The 19147-nt window shown below is 55.8% G+C and carries 15 protein-coding genes and 1 other annotated feature; of the genes, 6 read left to right on the top strand and 9 right to left on the bottom strand.

Translation table 11 applies throughout. From position 1 onward, the window contains the following. Positions 1 to 1189: 1189 nt before the first annotated feature. From MHH78_RS09045 to MHH78_RS09015, 7 genes are all read right to left on the bottom strand, one after another. Positions 1190 to 1576 (bottom strand): hypothetical protein, encoded by a 387-nt coding sequence (locus MHH78_RS09045; protein WP_076086483.1) that lies wholly within the window; start codon positions 1574 to 1576, stop codon positions 1190 to 1192. Continuing rightward, complete coding sequence (locus MHH78_RS09040; RefSeq protein ID WP_341167193.1) at positions 1569 to 2375, bottom strand: RQC-minor-1 family DNA-binding protein; 807 nt, start codon at positions 2373 to 2375, stop codon at positions 1569 to 1571. The genes MHH78_RS09045 and MHH78_RS09040 overlap by 8 nt, the downstream gene beginning before the upstream one ends. 240 nt (positions 2376 to 2615) lie before the next feature. Beyond that, complete coding sequence (gene pstA, locus MHH78_RS09035; RefSeq protein ID WP_076086486.1) at positions 2616 to 3497, bottom strand: phosphate ABC transporter permease PstA; 882 nt, start codon at positions 3495 to 3497, stop codon at positions 2616 to 2618. Next, positions 3497 to 4441 carry a phosphate ABC transporter permease subunit PstC gene (gene pstC / locus MHH78_RS09030; protein ID WP_341167192.1) on the bottom strand — a complete coding sequence of 315 codons (945 nt, stop codon included), beginning with the start codon at positions 4439 to 4441 and terminating at the stop codon, positions 3497 to 3499. The genes pstA and pstC overlap by 1 nt, the downstream gene beginning before the upstream one ends. Before the next feature lie 91 nt (positions 4442 to 4532). Beyond that, a complete protein-coding gene (locus MHH78_RS09025; RefSeq protein ID WP_076086489.1) occupies positions 4533 to 5396 on the bottom strand; it encodes a phosphate ABC transporter substrate-binding protein in 864 nt (287 codons plus the stop codon). A 44-nt stretch (positions 5397 to 5440) separates the two neighbouring features. After that, positions 5441 to 6874 (bottom strand): stalk domain-containing protein, encoded by a 1434-nt coding sequence (locus tag MHH78_RS09020; RefSeq protein ID WP_341167191.1) that lies wholly within the window; start codon positions 6872 to 6874, stop codon positions 5441 to 5443. 171 nt (positions 6875 to 7045) lie between these two features. Beyond that, the gene (locus MHH78_RS09015; protein ID WP_340938540.1) at positions 7046 to 7489 is read right to left on the bottom strand and encodes a hypothetical protein; all 444 of its coding nucleotides are present in this window, start codon (positions 7487 to 7489) and stop codon (positions 7046 to 7048) included. Positions 7490 to 7673: 184 nt separating this feature from the next. On the opposite strand from MHH78_RS09015, the gene MHH78_RS09010 reads away from it, so the two are divergent. From MHH78_RS09010 to MHH78_RS08995, 4 genes are all read left to right on the top strand, one after another. Further along, positions 7674 to 8405 carry an ABC transporter ATP-binding protein gene (locus tag MHH78_RS09010; RefSeq protein WP_341167190.1) on the top strand — a complete coding sequence of 244 codons (732 nt, stop codon included), beginning with the start codon at positions 7674 to 7676 and terminating at the stop codon, positions 8403 to 8405. After that, complete coding sequence (locus tag MHH78_RS09005; RefSeq protein ID WP_341167189.1) at positions 8402 to 9439, top strand: ABC transporter permease; 1038 nt, start codon at positions 8402 to 8404, stop codon at positions 9437 to 9439. The genes MHH78_RS09010 and MHH78_RS09005 overlap by 4 nt, the downstream gene beginning before the upstream one ends. Positions 9440 to 9496: 57 nt before the next feature. Continuing rightward, positions 9497 to 10183 (top strand): TetR/AcrR family transcriptional regulator, encoded by a 687-nt coding sequence (locus tag MHH78_RS09000; RefSeq protein WP_051478062.1) that lies wholly within the window; start codon positions 9497 to 9499, stop codon positions 10181 to 10183. Between the two features lie 65 nt (positions 10184 to 10248). Next, positions 10249 to 13593 (top strand): DEAD/DEAH box helicase, encoded by a 3345-nt coding sequence (locus MHH78_RS08995; protein ID WP_341167188.1) that lies wholly within the window; start codon positions 10249 to 10251, stop codon positions 13591 to 13593. Positions 13594 to 13974: 381 nt separating this feature from the next. On the opposite strand, the gene MHH78_RS08990 is transcribed toward MHH78_RS08995, so the two are convergent. Continuing rightward, positions 13975 to 15360, bottom strand: coding sequence for an exosporium glycoprotein BclB-related protein (locus MHH78_RS08990; protein ID WP_341167187.1), 1386 nt, complete (start codon positions 15358 to 15360; stop codon positions 13975 to 13977). Between the two features lie 41 nt (positions 15361 to 15401). Continuing rightward, a complete protein-coding gene (locus MHH78_RS08985; RefSeq protein WP_076086513.1) occupies positions 15402 to 15761 on the bottom strand; it encodes a hypothetical protein in 360 nt (119 codons plus the stop codon). A gap of 204 nt (positions 15762 to 15965) precedes the next feature. On the opposite strand from MHH78_RS08985, the gene MHH78_RS08980 reads away from it, so the two are divergent. Further along, on the top strand, positions 15966 to 16271 hold the full coding sequence (locus MHH78_RS08980) for a hypothetical protein (RefSeq protein WP_076086516.1): 306 nt from the start codon (positions 15966 to 15968) through the stop codon (positions 16269 to 16271). 234 nt (positions 16272 to 16505) lie between these two features. Continuing rightward, positions 16506 to 16727, top strand: a binding site (T-box leader). A gap of 54 nt (positions 16728 to 16781) precedes the next feature. Next, the gene (locus tag MHH78_RS08975; protein WP_341170298.1) at positions 16782 to 18902 is read left to right on the top strand and encodes an arginine--tRNA ligase; all 2121 of its coding nucleotides are present in this window, start codon (positions 16782 to 16784) and stop codon (positions 18900 to 18902) included. Positions 18903 to 19147 lie beyond the last annotated feature (245 nt).

Here is a 19147-nt window from a genome sequence, read left to right as displayed (position 1 = left end):
TTTAGTAGTGGAGGAATAAGAACCATGCACGTACTATGCGGACTGGAGATCCCTTATTCCGGCGGATCCCGCCTGTCCGCAGGGTCATGCGGACTCAGGGGCCGTTAAGTAACCCGGTTCTCCGCTTTTTCTGCTCGAATGAACAGTTTAACGTCCTCTGAGTCCGTTTAAGACAGAAAAGTTAGTTTTTTCGGCGAATAGCGTACCCTCAGTCCGCATAGCTCAGCTGGTGGCTACATTCTATTCGTTCACTTTGTTGTCCACGTTGAACCGGCTACCTGGGGAGGATGCCGGAGTAACAGCGAACCGTGCACGTACTATGCGGACTGGAGATCCCTTATTCCGGCGGATCACGCCTATCCGCAGGGCCATGCGGACTCAGTGGCCGTTAAGTAACCTGTTTCTCCGCATTTCCTGCTCGAATGCACAGTTTAACGTCCTCTGAGTCCGTTTAAGACAGAAAAGTTGGTTTTTTCGGCGAATAGCGTACCCTCAGTCCGCATAGCTCAGCTGGTGGCTACATTCTATTCGTTCACTTTGTCGTCCACGTTGAACCGGCTACCTGGTGAGGATGCCGGAGTAACAGCGAACCGTGCACGTACTATGCGGACTGGAGATTCCTTATTCCGGCGGATCACGCCTATCCGCAGGGCCATGCGGACTCAATGGCCGTTAAGTAACCTGTTTCTCCGCATTTCCTGCTCGAATGCACAGTTTAACGTCCTCTGAGTCCGTTTACGACCGAAAAGTTGGTTTTTTCGACGAATAGCGTACCCTCAGTCCGGATAGCTCAGCTGGTGGCTACATTCTATTCGTTCACCTTGTTGTCCATGTTGAACCGGCTACCTGGGGAGGATGCCGGAGTAACAGCGAACCGTGCACGTACTATGCGGACTGGAGATCCCTTATTCCGGCGGATCACGCCTATCCGCAGGGCCATGCGGACTCAATGGCCGTTAAGTAACCTGTTTCTCCGCATTTCCTGCTCGAATGCACAGTTTAACGTCCTCTGAGTCCGTTTAAGACAGAAAAGTTGGTTTTTTCGACGAATAGCGTACCCTCAGTCCGGATAGCTCTGCTGGTGGCTACATTCTATTCGTTCACTTTGTTGTCCACGTTGAACCGGCTACCTGGGGAGGATGCCGGAGTAACAGCGAACAGTGCACGTACTATGCGGACTGGAGATCCCTTATTCCGGCGGATCACGCCTGTCCGCAGAGCTTGTTATTACATAATGTGTCGAATAACGCTGTTCCATGGTTGGATCTCCGGTCTTCGAGAAGCGAAGCGGACGCTTGGGGCCCTTGCCCCACTTCATATAAACGGTGTGAGATGGCTTCAGTTCATGCTCCCGTGCCTTCTGACGGATCAGTGAGAGGATGAAGTTGAACTGCGACAGGTTGCCGCGAAGGACCCGTTCCAGATAAGGAACTTTGCCCAGACGCCACTCTTCTACCTGTTCAGGACTGACTGCTCCAAGTCTGAGGAAGACTTCCAACGGAGCGACAACGCCCTTTCCTGCAATGAGCTTCTTAACAATTTCGCCCACTTTCTTGTTCAATTCCTGCCTATTCATGCATGCCGTCCTCCGTATTCCTGCAACGCCCGCACTTCTCCGGAAAATAAATGCCATCTGCCCGGTAGCAGCTAAAATCAAGGTGATCGAACACAAACGGCTCCCCGCATTCCTGACATGCCAGCAAAACATGATCACGCGGGCGTATAATAAGCAATTGCGCTCTTTCCTCCAGCAGTTGCTGCCACGCTGTTTCATCCATCTTGCAGCGCATTCTAAGGTCTGCAATTAGCTGGCGGATTTGAGTCTGTACCTTCTGAAACTCTATCGTTTGCCACTGCTCCAGGAAAGGGATGTATTTCTGGTCACCGGTACACAGGATTTTGAACAGAAACAACAGAATCATGCCACGGTTCCGTTCCTTCAGATACTCCATACTGACCGGCGTGATCCCTTGGTCCAGCCACTTCTCCCACTCCCGCAGCAGCTCCTCCGCCGCCCGTTCCCGCCGGACGGTCCAGCCGTAGACGGTGAACTCGATCATGGGAAGCTTCCCGTACAGCCCGATCTTCAGGTACCCGGCTTCTATGAGGACGTCCACCTTCTCCATGGTCTGCTCCATCGTCAGTTCGCGGTAAAAGCCATAGGCGGGCGTGTGATCCAGGCCGAGTTCGAGCAGCTTCTTCTCCTTCGAGCCCTTCAGGATCTTGGCCAAAAGCGTACGCCCTCCTGCACCGATAATCTCATCAGCTGCCTGCAGAATGGCAAGCAGCTCCGGTCTCGGCAGCGGTGTATTCAAGGGATACACGGGCGCCTGCTTCCGGCCCGGCTTACGGCGGTTGGTCTTCTGCGTACTCACAGCGTTCTGCCTCCTTGTCCTTATCATGGGCACAGGCTAGTCCAGCCTGCACTTATTTTATAGCCGAATTATAACATATCCAGACCCGGAAACAGGAAATTCAGGGTGAATTACAGCGCTTTCCTAAGCACTCCTAAGCTCCCTCCATTACACAGCAAACAGGCTGCCCGCCATGAAACTTCCATAGCAGAGCAGCCTGTTCTTCCAGGATATAGCTCTATTCTCCCGTTTGCATCCCTCTCAGCGTCCCCGGCGGCGGTTGCCCAGCCACAGCGGGAAGCGGAACATAAAGTTGATCAGCAGCACGACAAAGACCAGCACAGCGGCAGACTTATCCGCGATTTGCCGCGCATCCTCGACGATGGCCTCAGACTGCACGTACCACAGATGCACAGCCAGAGTCTCGCCCGGTGAGAAGAGGTTGAAGTCCCACATCTCGCCGGATGTGCTGAGCCCGGCGGTCAGGATGATGACCGCCGATTCCCCGAAGGCGCGTCCGGCCACCAGGCAGACGCCTGTGACGATGGCCGGAAGGGCTACCGGCACGACGACCTTGCGGATGACATGGAATTTCGTCATGCCGAGGGCGTAGCCGGCTTCTCGGATCTCGCCGGGGACCGCTCGCACTGCTTCCTCCGTGACGCGGGCCAGCATCGGCAGATTCAGCAGCGCCAGGCTGACACCCCCGCCGAGGATAGTCAGGCCGACGCCGAAATATTCGGCGAAGATCGCCAGGCCCAACAGGCCGAACACGATGGACGGCACCGAGGACAGGGATTCCACGCAGATGCGCAGCGCACCCGTGAAGGCGTTATCCGGCGCGTACTCCGCCATATAGATCCCTGCCCCGATCCCGATCGGAACGGAGATCAGGAGCGAGATGAACAGGATATAGAAGGAGTTGAACAGGACGGGACCAATCCCGCCGCCGGGATCGATCTCCTCCGGCTGCTTGAGCAGGAAGTCCAGTCTGAGCGAAGGCAAGCCTTTGCTTAGAATGGTGAACAGCAGCCAGAAGATTAGCAGCATGACCAGAACGCCCAGCGTATAGAAGCCGATGGTCGCCAGTTTATTGCGCCGCTGGGCTCTGGCTGTATGGCGTGTGCGCGTGAATCCGTTCATTAGGCATCCCTCCGTTTGCGGCCCAGGAGCCGGATAATCAGAATCAGTACAAACGAGATCAGCAGCAGCAGGAAGGCCATCATATGCAGGGAGTAGTTCCAGGTGGAGTCGAACTCCACGTTGGAGATCTGCATCACGATATTACTGGTCAGCACCGAGGTGGGTGCGAACAGGCTTTTCGCCAGCTGCGGCGTATTGCCGATGACCATCACCACCGCCATGGTCTCCCCCACTGCGCGGGTCATGCCAAGAATGACCGCCGAGATAATGCCCCGGCTGGCCGCGGGCAGAACGACGCGCATAATGACCTGAAGCCGGGTCGATCCGAGCGCATAGGCAGCGTCACGGTATTTGCGCGGAACAGAGACAATTGCATCATCGCTGATCCGGCAGATGGTCGGCAGTACCATCAATGCCAGCACGAATGCGGCGGCAAGCAGTCCGTCCCCGAGGCCTTCTCCGCTGACTCTGCGCAGGAAGGGCAGCAGCACGGTCAAGCCCAGATAGCCGTATACAATAGAAGGAATACCGACCAGCAGATCAAGCACCGGACGGATGAAGCTCTTCAGCCAATTCGGGGCAATCTCCGCACAGAGCACAGCCATCCCGACCGAGATGGGCACGGCAATGACCAGGGTCAGCGCGGTAAGCGACAATGTATTTACGATGAAGGCGGCGGCGCCGAAGGCATCCTCTTCCGGCGTCCAGTTGAACGAGAAGAAGAAGTCCTGCGGGGAGATGCGGGTGAAGAGCAGCAGCGCCGTTTTGCCGATGAATACAATAACTAGTCCCAGCACAAGACAGAGCGCAAGGATGCTGAATAAGAAATAATACCGGGAGATGCTGTTGCCGAGCAGATGTCTGCGATGCCGCTTGGTGTTACGTTTAACTTCCTCTAGGCTTGTCTGTGTCTTCGCTGTCAGGCCATGAACCGGTGCCCCCATACTTTCCCTCCTGTAAGAGGCCAACCCCGTATATCCCGGAGCTGGCCGCTGTTACCTATCAATCTTATTGTGCTTGCTTGGTTCAAGAATCTTAGGATTGCATCGCAGAGATTGGAATGAACTTAAGCTTCTTAAGCGAGCCCTGCTGGAACTTCTTACTCTGTACATATTCGATGAATTCTTTGGTCGCGCCGGTCGGCTGGCCCTTCGTCATGTAGTAGCCGTAAGCCCAGATCTTGTACGAGCCGTTGATCACGTTATCCGTAGTAGCTTCCACACCATTGAACTTTACAGCCTTGATATCATTGCCGGTTACATATACAAGGTCGATGTAGCCGATAGCGTTAGGCGTTGTACCTACAGCTGTTTTCATGTCGCCGCTGGAGCCGGTTTCCTTGTAGTTCTTCTCTTTCTTCACGATATCTCCGCCGCCCAGCGCCTTGGCCTGATAGTTAACGCGCGTACCGGAGCCGAAGGCACGGGTGATCACTACGATATTCGCGTCCGATCCGCCGACCTCTTTCCAGTTGGTGATTTTACCGGCGTAGATGCCTTTAAGCTGCTCTGTAGTCAGGTTGTCGACTCCGACATTCTTATTAACAATGGTTGCAAAAGGAATCACAGCGACCTTATTCGCCACTTGTCCGTCAAAGGCCTTGAAGCCCGGAACATCAATGCTGGCATCCCAGTCGCAGGCTCCGATATCGGCAATCCCCTTCTTCACGGCCTGCGGTCCAGTCACGGAGCCCTTGCCGGAAGCGGCAATCTTCACTTTAGGGTGAAGCTTCTGGAATTCCTTAGCGGCCTGCAGCGTCAGCGGAAGCAGGGCCGTAGAACCGTTAACGGTGATTTTACCTTTGAGGCTGTCCGCTGCTGCGGCTGCCCCTGCAAAGGATGCGGTAACCGCGATCACCGCGGTAAGTGCTGTAACTGTGAATTTTTTGAACATCTTCATGTCTGAATTCTCCTCCCGGCGGTGTGCGCCGATAAATGTTGTAATTAATTAGCAGCTTCCGGTGAGACTGACAATTGCAGCGCTTTGCCGTTCTGAATGACCAGTACCTTGCCGTCGCTGATAATAGCCAGCTTGCTGCCGTCTGCCGATACCGCCACTTCCGATACATCTTCAGCTGTCCGGTACAGTTCAACCGGAGCTGCACTGCCTGCAATAGAGTAAATTACCGTGTTGCCGTCCGCTGTAGTCCCGGAGACAACGAGGCCCGTGCTAACCCCTATAGACCAGTTCGCTTCTGCACCGAGGGCGACATCTGTGCTTTTACCGTCTGCTGCAATCAGCTTCAGTGTGTTAGCCGCATTGCCGTCTGCATCTGCACTCAGGTAGGTCACGCTGCCGCCAGCCAGAATCTCAGGATACAGCTTGTTGTCAGGCGTAGTAGTCAAGGCTGCCGGCTTAGCACCTTTGGTCGTAAGATCCAGCTTATAGAGCTGTTCTCCGGCCTTGCTGAAGTCTACGGTAAGTGAATCTTCTGTGCTGTCGGCATCATTCTTCGCGGTACCGGTGATGTTGACGATGTACACTGCACTTTTGCCGTCTGCCGATATGCGAAGCTCCGATTTGTTCTCCACTTTATCCTCAAGCAGAGCCTTGATCTCTCCGGTCTCTACTGAAATCTGTGCCAGCTTCTCCTGCTTGTCGCCCTGGACGAAATAGAGCGTCTTGCCGTCACTGGACCACACGATATCTGTCTTCACGCTGGTGTCCTTGCCGAGCGGACTGATTAAGCCGGTGGACAGTTTGATCAGCTTCAGCTGGCCGGTCTCATCGCTGAATGCGCCCCACTGCTGGTCGGCGGAGACTGCGAAATCCACCGCGCCTTCGCTGGAAGAGAACAGATCATAGTTGCCTGGAGTCTGGGTGAATTTATAGAGCAGGGTGGATTCAGCGTCGCTTCTGTTCGCAATCAGGCCGCCGTCAGCGCTCCAGTGAAGAGTATCGAATGAACCGGCGGGCCGGGCAAAGCTCAGAATCGTATGGGCATCGGCCGCAAGCTCACCGCCAAGCGCCGTAACCAGCTTCGTCAGCTCCACATACGTTTTGCTGTTACGTACAACCGGGGCCACTGTGAATTCCAGGGTTTCGCCATCCACCTGATAGCTTTTCACGCCAGGCTGGAGCTGCACACTATGTAGACCTTTACTGTCATTCAGCTGGATTCCGCTGCTGCCGTGCACAAGTCCAGCTCCCAGCTCTGCGGCTACCTGGCTCAATGAATAGAGCTTGTATCCGCCGCTGTTAATTGTGCTGAGTGTAACCGGCGTACCGTTGATGCTCCAGGACATGCTGCCCTCTACGGCTGCTGTGTTCACAGCTGCGGCACTTACTTGGCTGCTTGTGGCCAGAACACTAACAGCTCCCCCTGTTACGAGAAGTGTAGAAGCCAGAGCCGCGCCGATCCATTTACTATTCTTCAATTAGATTCACCCTTTTCCTATAGGTAACTGCTAATGTTATTTTCGTCTACGAGTGTCAATTCTGTTGCGCAGGAATGTTATGGAAATATTAACTGTAAAAATAATTACAAGCCCAAACCAAAGAAGACCCGCCCGGGAACCCTCCCGGACCGGCCTATTGTAAATCCTGTGTTAATTCACAATCCACGTCACGATAATCTCGTTCCCGCCGCGCTCTGATTCCGAGGGACTGCCAATAATAGAATACGAATAAGAGCCGTTCACTTTGCCGTTAATCAGCAGGTTATGGCTGTCGACAAGCTCTGTACCGAGTTCCAGCTCCTTCTCTCTTACATACTTCTGATATGTAGTTCCAAGAGCGGCCATACTCTCCTTCGTCTGATAGATCAGCATGGAGGATTTCTTCCCCTCTGACTGTTCACCTTGGGTAAAAGTAATGCCTGCCCCTTCGGGAATCGGCAGATCCTCCGGCAAATATTGCCTTGCCTCCGTCTTCTCGTCTGCCAAGGTATGAAACCGTCCGCCACTGCCAGACTTGTCCGCATCGCCGCAGCCGCTAAGTCCAGCCGCAGCCAGCAGAGCTGCCAGAGGAAGGAGCAGCTTATGTCCTGCCATAATTCCACCGCCTTTAGTGAATTGGGTTTCAGGATGCCGGTAACCATAGGATGTTCCTTTTATTACCCGGATAAAGAGCAGGAGTAACGGATAATCCTTACAATTTTATTTACTTTTGAGCAGGGAATCATTAGTATAATGAGTGAGCGCTCACTCATTATTATGGCGGATGGAGGAGATTGGTATGGATGAGGGGAAGCCTGTCATTGCGGTTACTCATGTGAACCGGGCTTTTGGCAATAAAACGGTGTTGAAGGATATTACGCTTCAGGTGAATCAGGCAGAGACCTTCGGGATTCTGGGGCCATCCGGCTCCGGCAAAACCACGCTGGTCAAGCTGCTTACAGGTATAGACGAGGTAACCTCCGGTGAGGTCACCGTGCTGGGGGTGCGTATGCCGAAGCTTGCCATGCTCCAGCAAATCGGATATATGGCCCAGTCGGATGCCTTGTATACCGAGCTTAGCGCCAAGGAGAATCTGGAGTTCTTCGCCGCGCTCTATGGACTGAAGGGCGGCAACCGCACACGGCGGATCGGGGATGTGATGGAGCTGGTGAATCTGCAGGAGCATCTGCGGAAGCGGGTGGACCAATATTCCGGCGGCATGAAGCGCCGGCTGTCCCTGGCGATTGCCCTGCTGCACGAGCCGCCGCTGCTGCTGCTGGATGAACCGACGGTCGGCATCGATCCGGTGCTGCGCCAGTCCATCTGGAAGGAGCTGAAGGCGCTGAACCGCAAAGGAACGACGATTGTGCTGACCACACATGTGATGGATGAGGCGGAGAAATGTGACCGGCTGGCGATGATCCGGGACGGCGTGCTGCTGGCGGCTGATACCCCCGCCGGACTGCTTCAGGCTACCGGCACCGCCAGTATTGAGGAAGCCTTCCTTTGCTATGGAGGTGTGCGCCGATGAGAATCCGAGCGATTACTCTGAGAATTCTGCAGCAGTTCATCCATGACCGGAGAACCATGGCGCTGATGTTCATCGCTCCCCTGCTGGTGCTTAGCCTGATGAGCCTGGTGTTCGGCAGCGATGCTTATGAGCCTAGAATCGGCGTCTCGGGGGATACGGCAGTGTTCAGTTCAGCACTGAAAACCCGGCAGGCTGAGGTTACCAGCTATGCCGATGAAGCATCCGGGCAGGCCGCCCTGAAGGCGGGAGCCATCGATGCTCTCCTTACAATGAAGGGAGACGCTCCTGCTGTTGTCCTTGAAGGCAGCAATCCGGCAGCTAACCGCGCTGTGATCATGGCGCTCCAGGAAGCTGCGCAGAGCCTCCGGCCGCAAGCTCCGGGTGGCGGGCAGCTCCAGCCGCAGATCAGCTATCTCTATGGCGCGGAGGATATGAAGACGATCGACCGCTTCGGCCCGATTATGATCGGGGTGTTCGTGTTCTTCTTTGTCTTCCTGATTGCCGGTGTCTCCTTCCTGCGCGAACGGACTACGGGCACACTGGAGCGTCTGCTCTCCACCCCGCTGAAGCGCTGGGAGATCGTCACCGGATATGTGTGCGGCTTCGGCATCTTCACCGTCTTCCAGGCTCTGCTGATCTCCTGGTTCTCCATCCAGGTGCTGGGGATTATGATGACAGGCAGCTTCGGTTACGTGCTGCTGATGACGCTTCTGCTGTCCATGTCTGCGCTGACCCTCGGCACCCTGCTCTCGGCATTCGCCGCCAATGAGCTGCAGATGATCCAGTTCATCCCCCTGGTCATTGTGCCGCAGATCTTCTTGAGCGGATTATTTCCGCTGGATACCCTGCCGCTCTGGCTCCAGCGCATTGGACTTGCCACTCCCATGTACTACGGTTCACAGGCGCTGATGGACATCATGCTGCGCGGCAAAGGCTGGACCGACATCGCCCCGGATGTGTTCGTGCTGATCGGCTTCTCCCTGCTGTTCATGCTGCTGAATGTGCTGGCTCTGCGCAAGCACCGCAGAATGTAAAGGGTGAACAGGCTATGGTACACTAGGAGGAACTGCAAGAGTCTGGAGGTTCTATTGATGGAGAATAACCCTGCTGCCGATCAGGGGCAGCTGGAGCAAGACCAGTGGGTCCAGGAGCTGCTGGACCTCAGCGAGAAGGAGCAGGTCACGCCCAAGCAGCTGTCCATTCTGCGGGCGGCGATTGATGTTTTTGCAGAGAAGGGATTCTCGGCGGCCGCCACCAGTGAGATTGCCCAGAAGGCCGGCGTGGCCGAAGGCACGATCTTCCGTTATTACCGGACCAAAAAAGATCTGCTGCTCGCCATCGTTGTGCCCACCATGAGCCGGATGATCGCCCCGTTCGTGCTGCGCAACTTCAGCGGTGTACTGGATGTGCCGTTCGAGAGCTACGAAGCCTTCCTTAAGGCCTTCATGGTGAACCGGCTGGAGTTCGTCCGCAGGAATCTGAAAATCGTCAAAATTCTCATTCAGGAGATCCCCTTCCAGCCTGCGCTGAAGGAGCAGCTGACCGAGAATATCTTCGAGCAGGTTCTGGCGCGTGTCACTGCAATTACCGAGCACTTCAAGGCGGAAGGTGAAGTGATTGATGCGCCCACTCCTGCGATTATCCGCTTTACCATCTCCGCGATTGCCGGATACCTGCTGACCCGGCTGGTGCTGATGCCGGAGCAGGACTGGAATGATGAGGCAGAGATTGAACAGACGATAAGCTTCATTCTGCACGGGATCGGCGGGAATGGATAATCTTTAAGTACGATATCCCCCGTGGGGGTGGCTTAGATAGAAGCAATAAAAGGAAGTGAGTATACGTGGGTTATCAGGTGCCGGAACGGGTAATCAAGCTGCTGTGCGGCAATGCTGCTTTTGACCAGGGAGTGGCTTATTATCATGCCCATAAGGTGGATCTTGTCTATACGGAGCATAACGAGGAAGACGAATATTCCAAATACCGCGCTGAGGTCCATGGGCTGGAGAGCCATGAGATCGCGCTGATTATCGACAGTGACGGGGATGTGCAGGGGGAATGCACCTGCCCGGCTTATGTTCACGGCGGCCCCTTCTGCAAGCATATTGCGGCGGCGCTGGTGGCGGTCCTCTACCGCAGCCGGGCTGCCGGAGCTGACCAGGCGGCGGATATGCAGGCAGATGCGGAGGAGATTTATCCCGCAAGGGACGGCAGTCTGCCGCTCGTGCAAGGCAGCTCTCCCCTCTCCGGGGCAGAGCACAGGGAGCGCAGCGCAGACCGGCAGCTGGTGAACAGCATGCTCGGAATATTCACCGGAGGGCGGCAGCTGCCAAGCGGTGCCGGCACGTATATCGACCTGCGGACACCGCTCCAGGTCGAGTTCATCTGCCGGCCCTTCAACATCGGCTACAACAGCACGATGCTTGGAATCGAAGTGAAGCTGGGCCCCAAGCGCCTCTATATCGCGCAGAAGATCAGACCTTTTCTGGAGCAGGTTCGCCGGGGCGAGCCTTTTGAGTTCACAGCGCACTTCAGCTATGATCCCGCCCTGCACAGCTTCTCCAAGGAAGATAATGAGGTCCTGCTGAAGCTGATTGAGATCATGCAGAATGAGAAGGTCTACAACAGCCTCAACAATCCGTATGCTGCCGGCTCCAGCCATCCGGGAAATGACCGGCTGTTGCCGGTGGCCCCTTTTTTCTGGAAGAGTCTGTACCCCCTGCTAGAAGCCGTGCCTGCCGTACGCTTTCAGCATGGACAGCTTCAACTTGACCGCTTGTCTGTCTCGGAGGAGCCGTTGCCGCTCAGCTTCCAGTTCGACCAGGCACAGGAGGAAGGCTACCGGCTGGATGTCCGGGGGCTTGAGCAGCTTACGATTCTGGAGAGCTACGGGCTGGTCTTGACCGAAGGCAGGCTGCTGAAGCTCCCGGCGCAGGAATGCGGGCGTCTCGCAGAGCTGAAGCGGATGCTCAGCAGCAGCCGGCGGGATAGCCTGGCGATTGCGCCTGAGCAGATGGAGCCCTTCATGGACAGGGTCATACCCGGCCTGAAGAAGCTGGGCAGAGTAAGCATTGCCGACGCCATCGCGGACCGGATCGTCCAGACCCGGCTACACGCCAGACTCTACCTGGACCGGGTAAGGGACCGGCTGCTGGCCGGGCTGGAATTCCAGTACGGCGGAATTGTCATCAATCCGCTGGAGGAGAAGGCGCATGAGCGGAGCAGCGAGGTCATTCTGATGCGGGACGGGGAAGCGGAGCGGCGGATTCTGGACCTGATGGCGCATGAGTCCTTCTCGCGGACCGAGAGCGGATATATCATGCGTGACGAGGACGGGGAATTCGACTTCCTGCACCATACCATCCCGCTCTTGGAACCGCTGCTTCAGGTCTATGCGACCACTGCGGTCAAGCAGCGGGTGCTTACGGAGCATGCAGCGCCCAAGGTCAGCCTGAGCTGGAACGAGAAGACCGACTGGCTGGACTTCAAGTTCGCCATGGAGGGCATCACGGAGAAGGACATTACAGAGGTCCTGAAATCTCTCCAGGAAAAGCGTAAATATCACCGGCTCAAGGACGGAGCCCTGCTCCCGCTGGATACCGCTGAGTTCCAGGAGATTATCGCGCTGATGAACGAGCTGGGCGTCCGCAGCGTGGATATCCGGAGTACCGAGTTCTCCCTGCCGCTGGTCCGCGCCCTCCATCTCCATGCAGGCACCGTCCAGGGGCAGACCATCCAGACCGGACGCTCCTTCAGGCGGCTGCTGGCCAACATGGCGAGTCCCGAAAATCTGGACTTCCCAGTGCCGGAGAGTCTGGCTCCCGTGCTGCGGGATTACCAGCAGTACGGCTTCCAGTGGATGAGGACGCTGGCCCATTACCGCTTCGGCGGGATTCTGGCGGACGATATGGGCCTTGGCAAAACACTGCAGAGCATCACCTTCCTGCTCTCGATGCGGGAAGACATCCGGCAGAGCGGCGTGCCTGCGCTTATTGTGGCGCCGGCCTCCCTGCTCTATAACTGGCTTAACGAGCTGAAGCGCTTTGCCCCGGAGCTTCAGGCGGTCATTGCCGACGGCACCGCCGGTGAACGCAGCCGGGCCCTGCGGAACACGGCCGGGCATGATGTCATCATCACCTCGTACCCGCTGCTGCGCAGAGATGTGGATGAGTATGCCAAGCAGTCGTTCCATACGCTCATTCTGGATGAAGCGCAGATGATCAAGAATCATGAAACCCAGACTTCGCAGGCGGTCAGATTGCTTCAGGCCCGCTACCGGTTTGCGCTGACCGGAACACCGGTGGAGAATGCGCTGGAGGATCTGTGGTCGATCTTCAGCGTCGTCTTCCCCGGGTTATTCCCCGGGAAGAAGGCGTTCCATGACCTTCCCCGGGAGACGGTCGCCAGGCGCGCCCGCCCCTTCCTGCTGCGCCGCCTGAAGAGCGATGTGCTGAAGGAGCTGCCGGACAAAATCGAGTCCCTCCAGGCCTCCGAGCTGCTGCCGGAGCAGAAAAGGCTCTATGTCGCCTACCTGGCCAGATTGCGCAAAGAAGCGCTTAAGCATCTGGACAGCGACAGCTTCGGGAACGGCCGGCTCAAGGTGCTGGCCGGACTGACCCGGCTTCGCCAGCTGTGCTGCCATCCCGCCCTGTTCGTGGACGGATATACCGGAGGCTCCGGTAAATTCGAGCAGCTCCTGGAGATTATCGACGAATGCCGCAGCTCCGGCAAGCGGATGCTGATCTTCTCGCAGTTCACGCAGATGCTCGGTATGATCGGGCGCGAGCTGGCGCTGCTCGGGATTCCGCATTTCTATCTGGATGGACAGACCCCGGCCTCCCAGCGGGTTGAGCTGTGCAGCCGCTTCAATGAAGGCGAGCGCGACCTGTTCCTGATCTCGCTGAAGGCGGGCGGCACCGGCCTCAACCTGACCGGCGCCGATACGGTCATTCTCTATGACCTGTGGTGGAACCCTGCGGTCGAACAGCAGGCCGCCGACCGCGCCCACCGGATCGGGCAGAAAAAGATCGTCCAGGTCATCCGCCTGGTCGCCCAGGGTACGGTGGAGGATAAAATGTACGAACTGCAGCAAAAAAAGAAAAACCTGATTGACGAGGTGATCCAGCCGGGGCAGGAGGCATTGTCGAGCCTCAGCGAGCAGGATATACGTGAAATCCTGTCGATCTGACCAGCCGAAGGTTGTAGCAAGGCAGTGTATGCCAAAGCCGGACGAGGGGGATGGAGTGCTGAGGATGGAGGAGCTGGTGAATTAATGCTTGCTGCTCAACCCTTCCTCAGCTCTGCTGTACTTTGTACAACAGAACACTTCCAAAATCGTTGAGAAATTGAACCTGCTGTACTTCGTACACTAGAATTTCGGGTCAACGCTGTTTTTGAGCAGAAATCCGGGAATCAAGTGTATGAAGTGCAATAGAATGCTTTTCTGAGCGGAAAAGTACTGTTTCTATTGCACAAAGTGCAATCACCTCGAAAGGCAACAGGGACTCTCCTAAGCGATCACGCTCGGGAGGTCCCTGTTCTTTATATCCTATGGCATACCGCTACTGAATTAGACGATGGTAAGTCCTGCACTGGCATAACCAGGAATAGTTACCGCTGCATCTGTTCCACCTGTATTTGCAGCAGAGAAGACCATCAGCAGACGGGTTCCTGCAGTTACCGGGATAGACAGCCCTGTAGTTAATCCACTGCTGATCGTACCTAGGGTAACAGCACCTGTCAACGCAGGGGCTAACGTGACCAACGCTCCGGTAACAGGGATGAATGTATTATTCGGAGTAACCGATTGATACAATTGTGCCGTTACAGTCATTGTAGATCCTGTGAGTGCAACTGTATCCGATGTGCTGAAATAAGCTGCCAGCGAAGTTATGGTGCCATCGTGGGGCACAGAGAAGGCAACATTGAGCATTGTGCCCGCCGAACCAGTCAGATCAATGGTTCCGGCTGGCACGCCTGCGACACCTGTCACGGTGTTGCCGAAGCCCACCAGACTGGAGGTATTGTTCACTCCTCCCACGACAGTCGTCATTTCTGCAGGAATCCCGGATGCATAAGGGATAATTGCCCCTGAGCCTGTAGCTCCGGTCATGCCGGTCGGCCCAGTCTCACCTGCTCCTGTCACACCGGTCGGCCCTGTTATTCCTGTCATGCCGGTCTCGCCTGTCGCTCCAGTCTCACCTGCTCCTGTCGCCCCGGTCGGCCCTGTTATTCCTGTCATACCGGTCTCACCGGTCGCTCCAGTTTCACCAGCACCTGTCACACCTGTCACGCCTGTAGCTCCGGTCATACCGGTCTCACCGGTCGCTCCAGTTTCGCCTGCGCCTGTTACTCCTGTAACTCCGGTCATACCGGTATCACCGACTGCTCCGCCTCCAGCGCCCGTAGCTCCTTTAGCCCCGGTCTCACCCGGATTGCCTGTAGCCCCTGTAGCCCCAGTCAGACCTGTGGCCCCTGTAGCTCCGGTTGCTCCGGTATCTCCGCCGCCAGAACCAGCAGGACCTGTTGCTCCTGCCGGACCTGCTGGACCTGCTGGACCTGTTGCTCCTGCCGGACCGGTGGTTCCGGCAGTGCCGGAACCTTCCCCTAGCAATTCTTCTGAGACCAGGCGGTGAGCAGTAACCAGCGCACCGGTACTGCTCTTGCCCCAGACCGATACCTGGATTGGGTCATCCGCAGTCACAGATGTCACAAATGTAAATTCAAAAGCGTCCAGATCGGCATAATAGGTTTTAGTTACCGACTGATTCGGGTTAACATTATTCGCCTCGCTGACATACAGATTTCTCACTCCGCCGCTCAAATAATAACCTTTAACTGTTATTGTTGAGGCAGTAGTTTCGCTGCGGTTATCAATCCTTACCGTAACCTGGGTAGTTGGTCTCACTCCGTTAACCCTATTATTTTCTATGGGTCCCGTGGATAAAAAGGTCATTGTGTTCAGTCCTCCTGTTTATAATCATTTTTAACGGGAATTTATACTTCCGGGTTTAGTTGCTCATGTGCAACCACACGATGAGCATTCACCAGCTGACCGGATGATGTTTTTCCCCATACTGAAATTCCGATTTCCTCTTCATCTGCTTCTTCAGTCGTAAATACAAATTCATAGGCATCCAGATCGGCAAAATAACTTCTGGTCACCGCTTCATTAGGGGCAACATTAATAAGTTCACTTACATACAGCGTTCTTGTCGTTCCCAGTACATAACCCTGAATGCTGACAGCCGAAGTGACAGCCGTATCCCGCTTCACTATTCTTACTGTTACAGTCTGTGTAGGTCTGACTCCTGAAACGGCATTATTCTCAATAGGTCCTGTTGATAATATCGCCATCCCGCTCCCTCCCTTCTGCCTCTAAACTCAGTCACGGCGATTGAGTTTAATCGCTCGACATATTCATATTCAAGTATTGGTATAACGGTGTGGACACAGGCCTTAGCCTATTCACCAATATCTGCAGAGACGCATATCTTTTACTAAGGAATACCGCCCACGCTGCGCTTCCCCTACGAACGCCGAACGGAAGAAGGGACTCCCATGCCCCCTCCAGGAAAAGGAAAGAAGCCCGCCGCCAAAAAAACACCGTCCAGCTCCAAAACCCAGACACCTAAGGGGCTTGAATTTGCCGTAGCTGCCCTTCTGTTGACCGGCAAGCTGAAAGTAGACTCTATCCAGATGTACACGGACGCGTCGATGTTCGTCAGTCTGGTAGGCAAATATAAAACCTTAAGCGAGCTAAGTAGTGACAACGTCGATAAGCTGGTCAGCTTCCTCGATGACAACAGCAGCCTGACGCTGAACGAGATCATGGCCGCTTTGAAAAAGAAAGCCGAAAACACCTGAACACATACGGAAGTGAAAGTGAGGGAACGGGGCTATGGACAGTTTTGACGGAGAAGGATTTGCCGGCGGACTCCTGCTGGTCATTGTAATTATGCTGCTGATTTATGGTTCAACGGACATCAAGAATCTGACAGGGGCGCCTAGTGACGTGTAATTCTTAACCGGAGGACTCCTGCTGCACAGCAATCTGCTCTTGCTTTCTTTCAGAAATTCGCTATACTGATACAAATCCATATTCAATCGATGACCGGGAGAGTAATGGTCTTATATCTAGTCCCCAGCGAGCCGGGAAAGTGGAAGCCGGTACAGATTAGAACCATGAAGCGCACCCGTGAGATGGACTTCTGAACCTTGTAGTAGGAAGCCCCGGCCGAGGACCGTTAACCTGTAAGGTGGCTGAACCGCAAGGCTCAGCAACAAGAGTGGTACCGCGAGCGCACAAGCCTCGTCTCTTAGGAGATGAAGGCTTTTTTTGTCGTTATTTTATTCAGGAGGTTGTTATTCATGCCAATGCTAAGTGAGCTAATCCAAGAAAGCCTGAAGCAGTCTGTTCACAAAATCGCGCTAACCCTGGGCGTGCCCGCCATCGCTGAAGTAAATGTTGCCCTGGAGCAGCCGGCGAGTGCTGACCACGGGGATTATTCAAGCAATATCGCCATGCAGCTGGCCCGCCACTTGCGCAAAGCTCCGCTTGCCATCGCCGGGCTGATCGTCGCTGAGCTCGAAGCTTCGGGCTCTGTTCACGGACTGGTGCTGAGAACCGAGGTTGCCGGTCCGGGGTTTATTAATATGTATCTGGATTGGCAGGCCTGGGCACGGGCGAAGGGGAATTTCACTCTGCCTCAGCATACAGTAGGGTCGAAGGTGATCGTCGAGCATACCTCCGTCAACCCCAATAAAAGTATGCATATCGGCCACCTGAGAAACTCCTGTATCGGGGACGCGCTGGTGAGAGTACTGCGGGCGACCGGCCATACTGTTGAGGTACACAACTATGTCGATGATCTCGGCAATCAGCTGGCAGATACCGTAGCCGGCCTGCTGAATGTTCCGCTGGTGGGAGCCCATGTCCGGTTCGGAGACTACTGCTGGGACATCTATGCCGAGATTAACAAAACGTACGCGCAGCAGCCGGAAATGGTGCAGAAGCGGACTGAGATTCTTCACGCTCTGGAAGAGGGCCATGGCAACACCGCCTGGATTGGCACACTCGTCGCCGGGCAGATCGTGAGAGAGCATGTAGAGGAGATGCGGGGGTTCGGCATTGACTACGATCTGCTGGTGTGGGAGAGCAACATTCTGAAGGAGGGCTTCTGGGCCTCGGCATTCGAGCTTCTGTCGCAGACGGAGATCTTCGTGCAGGAGACGGAAGGCAAGCTGGCAGGCTGCTGGATTCTGAAGCAACCCGCTGAAGACGCTAGACCAGACACGCTGGAGGAGCATCAGAAGGATAAGGTACTGGTGCGTTCGAACGGAATTCTGACCTATACTGCCAAGGACATCGCCTATCATCTGTGGAAGTTCGGACTGCTGGAGAAGGACTTCAGCTACAGTGAATTTCAGAGCGGGCTGTGGACGACCGGCTTGAGCGGACAGGTTCTGCCTTTTGGACGGGCGGATCAGGTCGTGAACGTCATCGATTACCGGCAGGAATATCCGCAGCAGATGGTCAAGCAGGCGCTCAAGGCACTGGGATTCGGTGCGCAGGCAGACGCGCTGCATCATGTCAGCTATGGGGTGGTCTCGCTGAGTCCCGCTTCTGCGGCCGGGCTGGGCATTGATACCTCCAGCGGCAAAAGCTCCTACGCCATGTCCGGGCGCCAGGGAATTGGCATTAAGGTAACCGAGCTGGTCCGGCTCATGGAAGACATGATTGAATCCACCCGTTCGGACAAAAACGGCCTGTCCAGCCGGCTCATCGCCACCGCTGCCATCCGTTACTACCTGCTGCGCTTCAATCTGGGCACCGAGATTGTGTTCGACTTCAAGCAGGCGATGGAAATCTCCGGAAACACCGGCGTCTACCTGATGTACGCCTATGCCCGGGCGCAGCGCGTGCTTAGTAAGGCCGCTTCGGCGGGTGGCGGGAGCGGTGTCAGCGAGTCCGGCGCTAGCGAGTCTGACGTTGGAGAGTCTGATGTGGGCGAGTTCGGCGCTAGCGAGTCTGGCGGTGGCGAGTTCGGCGGTGGCGAGTTCGGCGGTGGCGAGTCCGGCGGTGGCGAGTTCGGCGCTAGCGAGTCTGGCGGTGGCGAGTCCGGCGGTGGCGAGTTCGGCGGTGGCGAGTTCGGCGGTGGCGAGTTCGGCGGTGGCGAGTCCGGCGGTGGCGAGTCCGACGTTGGCGAGGTGCCGCTGTTCCCGGCGCAGCTTGAAGCGGCTGAGCTTGCCCTGCTGAGACAGCTCAGCTTGTGGCAAGACACACTCTACACAGCAAGCCGGGAGCTTACGCCGAATACAATCTGTAACTATGCCTATTCCCTGGCCTCGTTGTTCAGTAACTTCTACTCAGCTTGTCCGATTCTCAAGGGCGAGGAAGCCCGCATTACCTTCCGCCTGTGGCTGACCCGGAGCTTCACCGAGACGCTCGGCGAGGCGCTCGACGTACTCGGTCTGCCTAAGCCGGAGCGGATGTAGACGCGCTGAGTCTACATCCGTTTAAGAACATACCTGCTCTATGGGATGAATGAGCAGGAACCTATGCGGGTCTGTGCAGCTTGCACGGCTCCCCCTTCTCCATCCGCCCACTTCTGGGTGCATCCTGTGTAATGAGGTGCACTTGTACACCTTATTTCCGCATTTGGTCCGCATCCGGTGAATTCAGGGGCACTTCTGCACCTCATTTCCGCATTTGGCCCGCATCCGGTGAATTCAGGGGCACT

The organism is Paenibacillus sp. FSL H3-0333 (assembly GCF_038002805.1).
Taxonomy (GTDB): Bacteria; Bacillota; Bacilli; order Paenibacillales; family Paenibacillaceae; genus Paenibacillus_AQ; species Paenibacillus_AQ silagei.
This window is presented reverse-complemented; position numbering and strand designations above follow the sequence as displayed.

Excerpts from the sequence above, each read along its gene's own strand:
- MHH78_RS09015 (WP_340938540.1), bottom strand. The coding sequence starts at position 7,489 with ATGGCAGGACATAAGCTGCTCCTTCCTCTGGCAGCTCTGCTGGCTGCG.
- MHH78_RS08990 (WP_341167187.1), bottom strand. The coding sequence starts at position 15,360 with ATGACCTTTTTATCCACGGGACCCATAGAAAATAATAGGGTTAACGGA.
- MHH78_RS08975 (WP_341170298.1), top strand. The coding sequence starts at position 16,782 with ATGCTAAGTGAGCTAATCCAAGAAAGCCTGAAGCAGTCTGTTCACAAA.
- MHH78_RS08980 (WP_076086516.1), top strand. The coding sequence starts at position 15,966 with ATGCCCCCTCCAGGAAAAGGAAAGAAGCCCGCCGCCAAAAAAACACCG.
- pstC (WP_341167192.1), bottom strand. The coding sequence starts at position 4,441 with ATGGGGGCACCGGTTCATGGCCTGACAGCGAAGACACAGACAAGCCTA.
- MHH78_RS09025 (WP_076086489.1), bottom strand. The coding sequence starts at position 5,396 with ATGAAGATGTTCAAAAAATTCACAGTTACAGCACTTACCGCGGTGATC.
- MHH78_RS09010 (WP_341167190.1), top strand. The coding sequence starts at position 7,674 with ATGGATGAGGGGAAGCCTGTCATTGCGGTTACTCATGTGAACCGGGCT.
- MHH78_RS09000 (WP_051478062.1), top strand. The coding sequence starts at position 9,497 with ATGGAGAATAACCCTGCTGCCGATCAGGGGCAGCTGGAGCAAGACCAG.
- MHH78_RS08985 (WP_076086513.1), bottom strand. The coding sequence starts at position 15,761 with ATGGCGATATTATCAACAGGACCTATTGAGAATAATGCCGTTTCAGGA.
- MHH78_RS09005 (WP_341167189.1), top strand. The coding sequence starts at position 8,402 with ATGAGAATCCGAGCGATTACTCTGAGAATTCTGCAGCAGTTCATCCAT.
- MHH78_RS09045 (WP_076086483.1), bottom strand. The coding sequence starts at position 1,576 with ATGAATAGGCAGGAATTGAACAAGAAAGTGGGCGAAATTGTTAAGAAG.
- pstA (WP_076086486.1), bottom strand. The coding sequence starts at position 3,497 with ATGAACGGATTCACGCGCACACGCCATACAGCCAGAGCCCAGCGGCGC.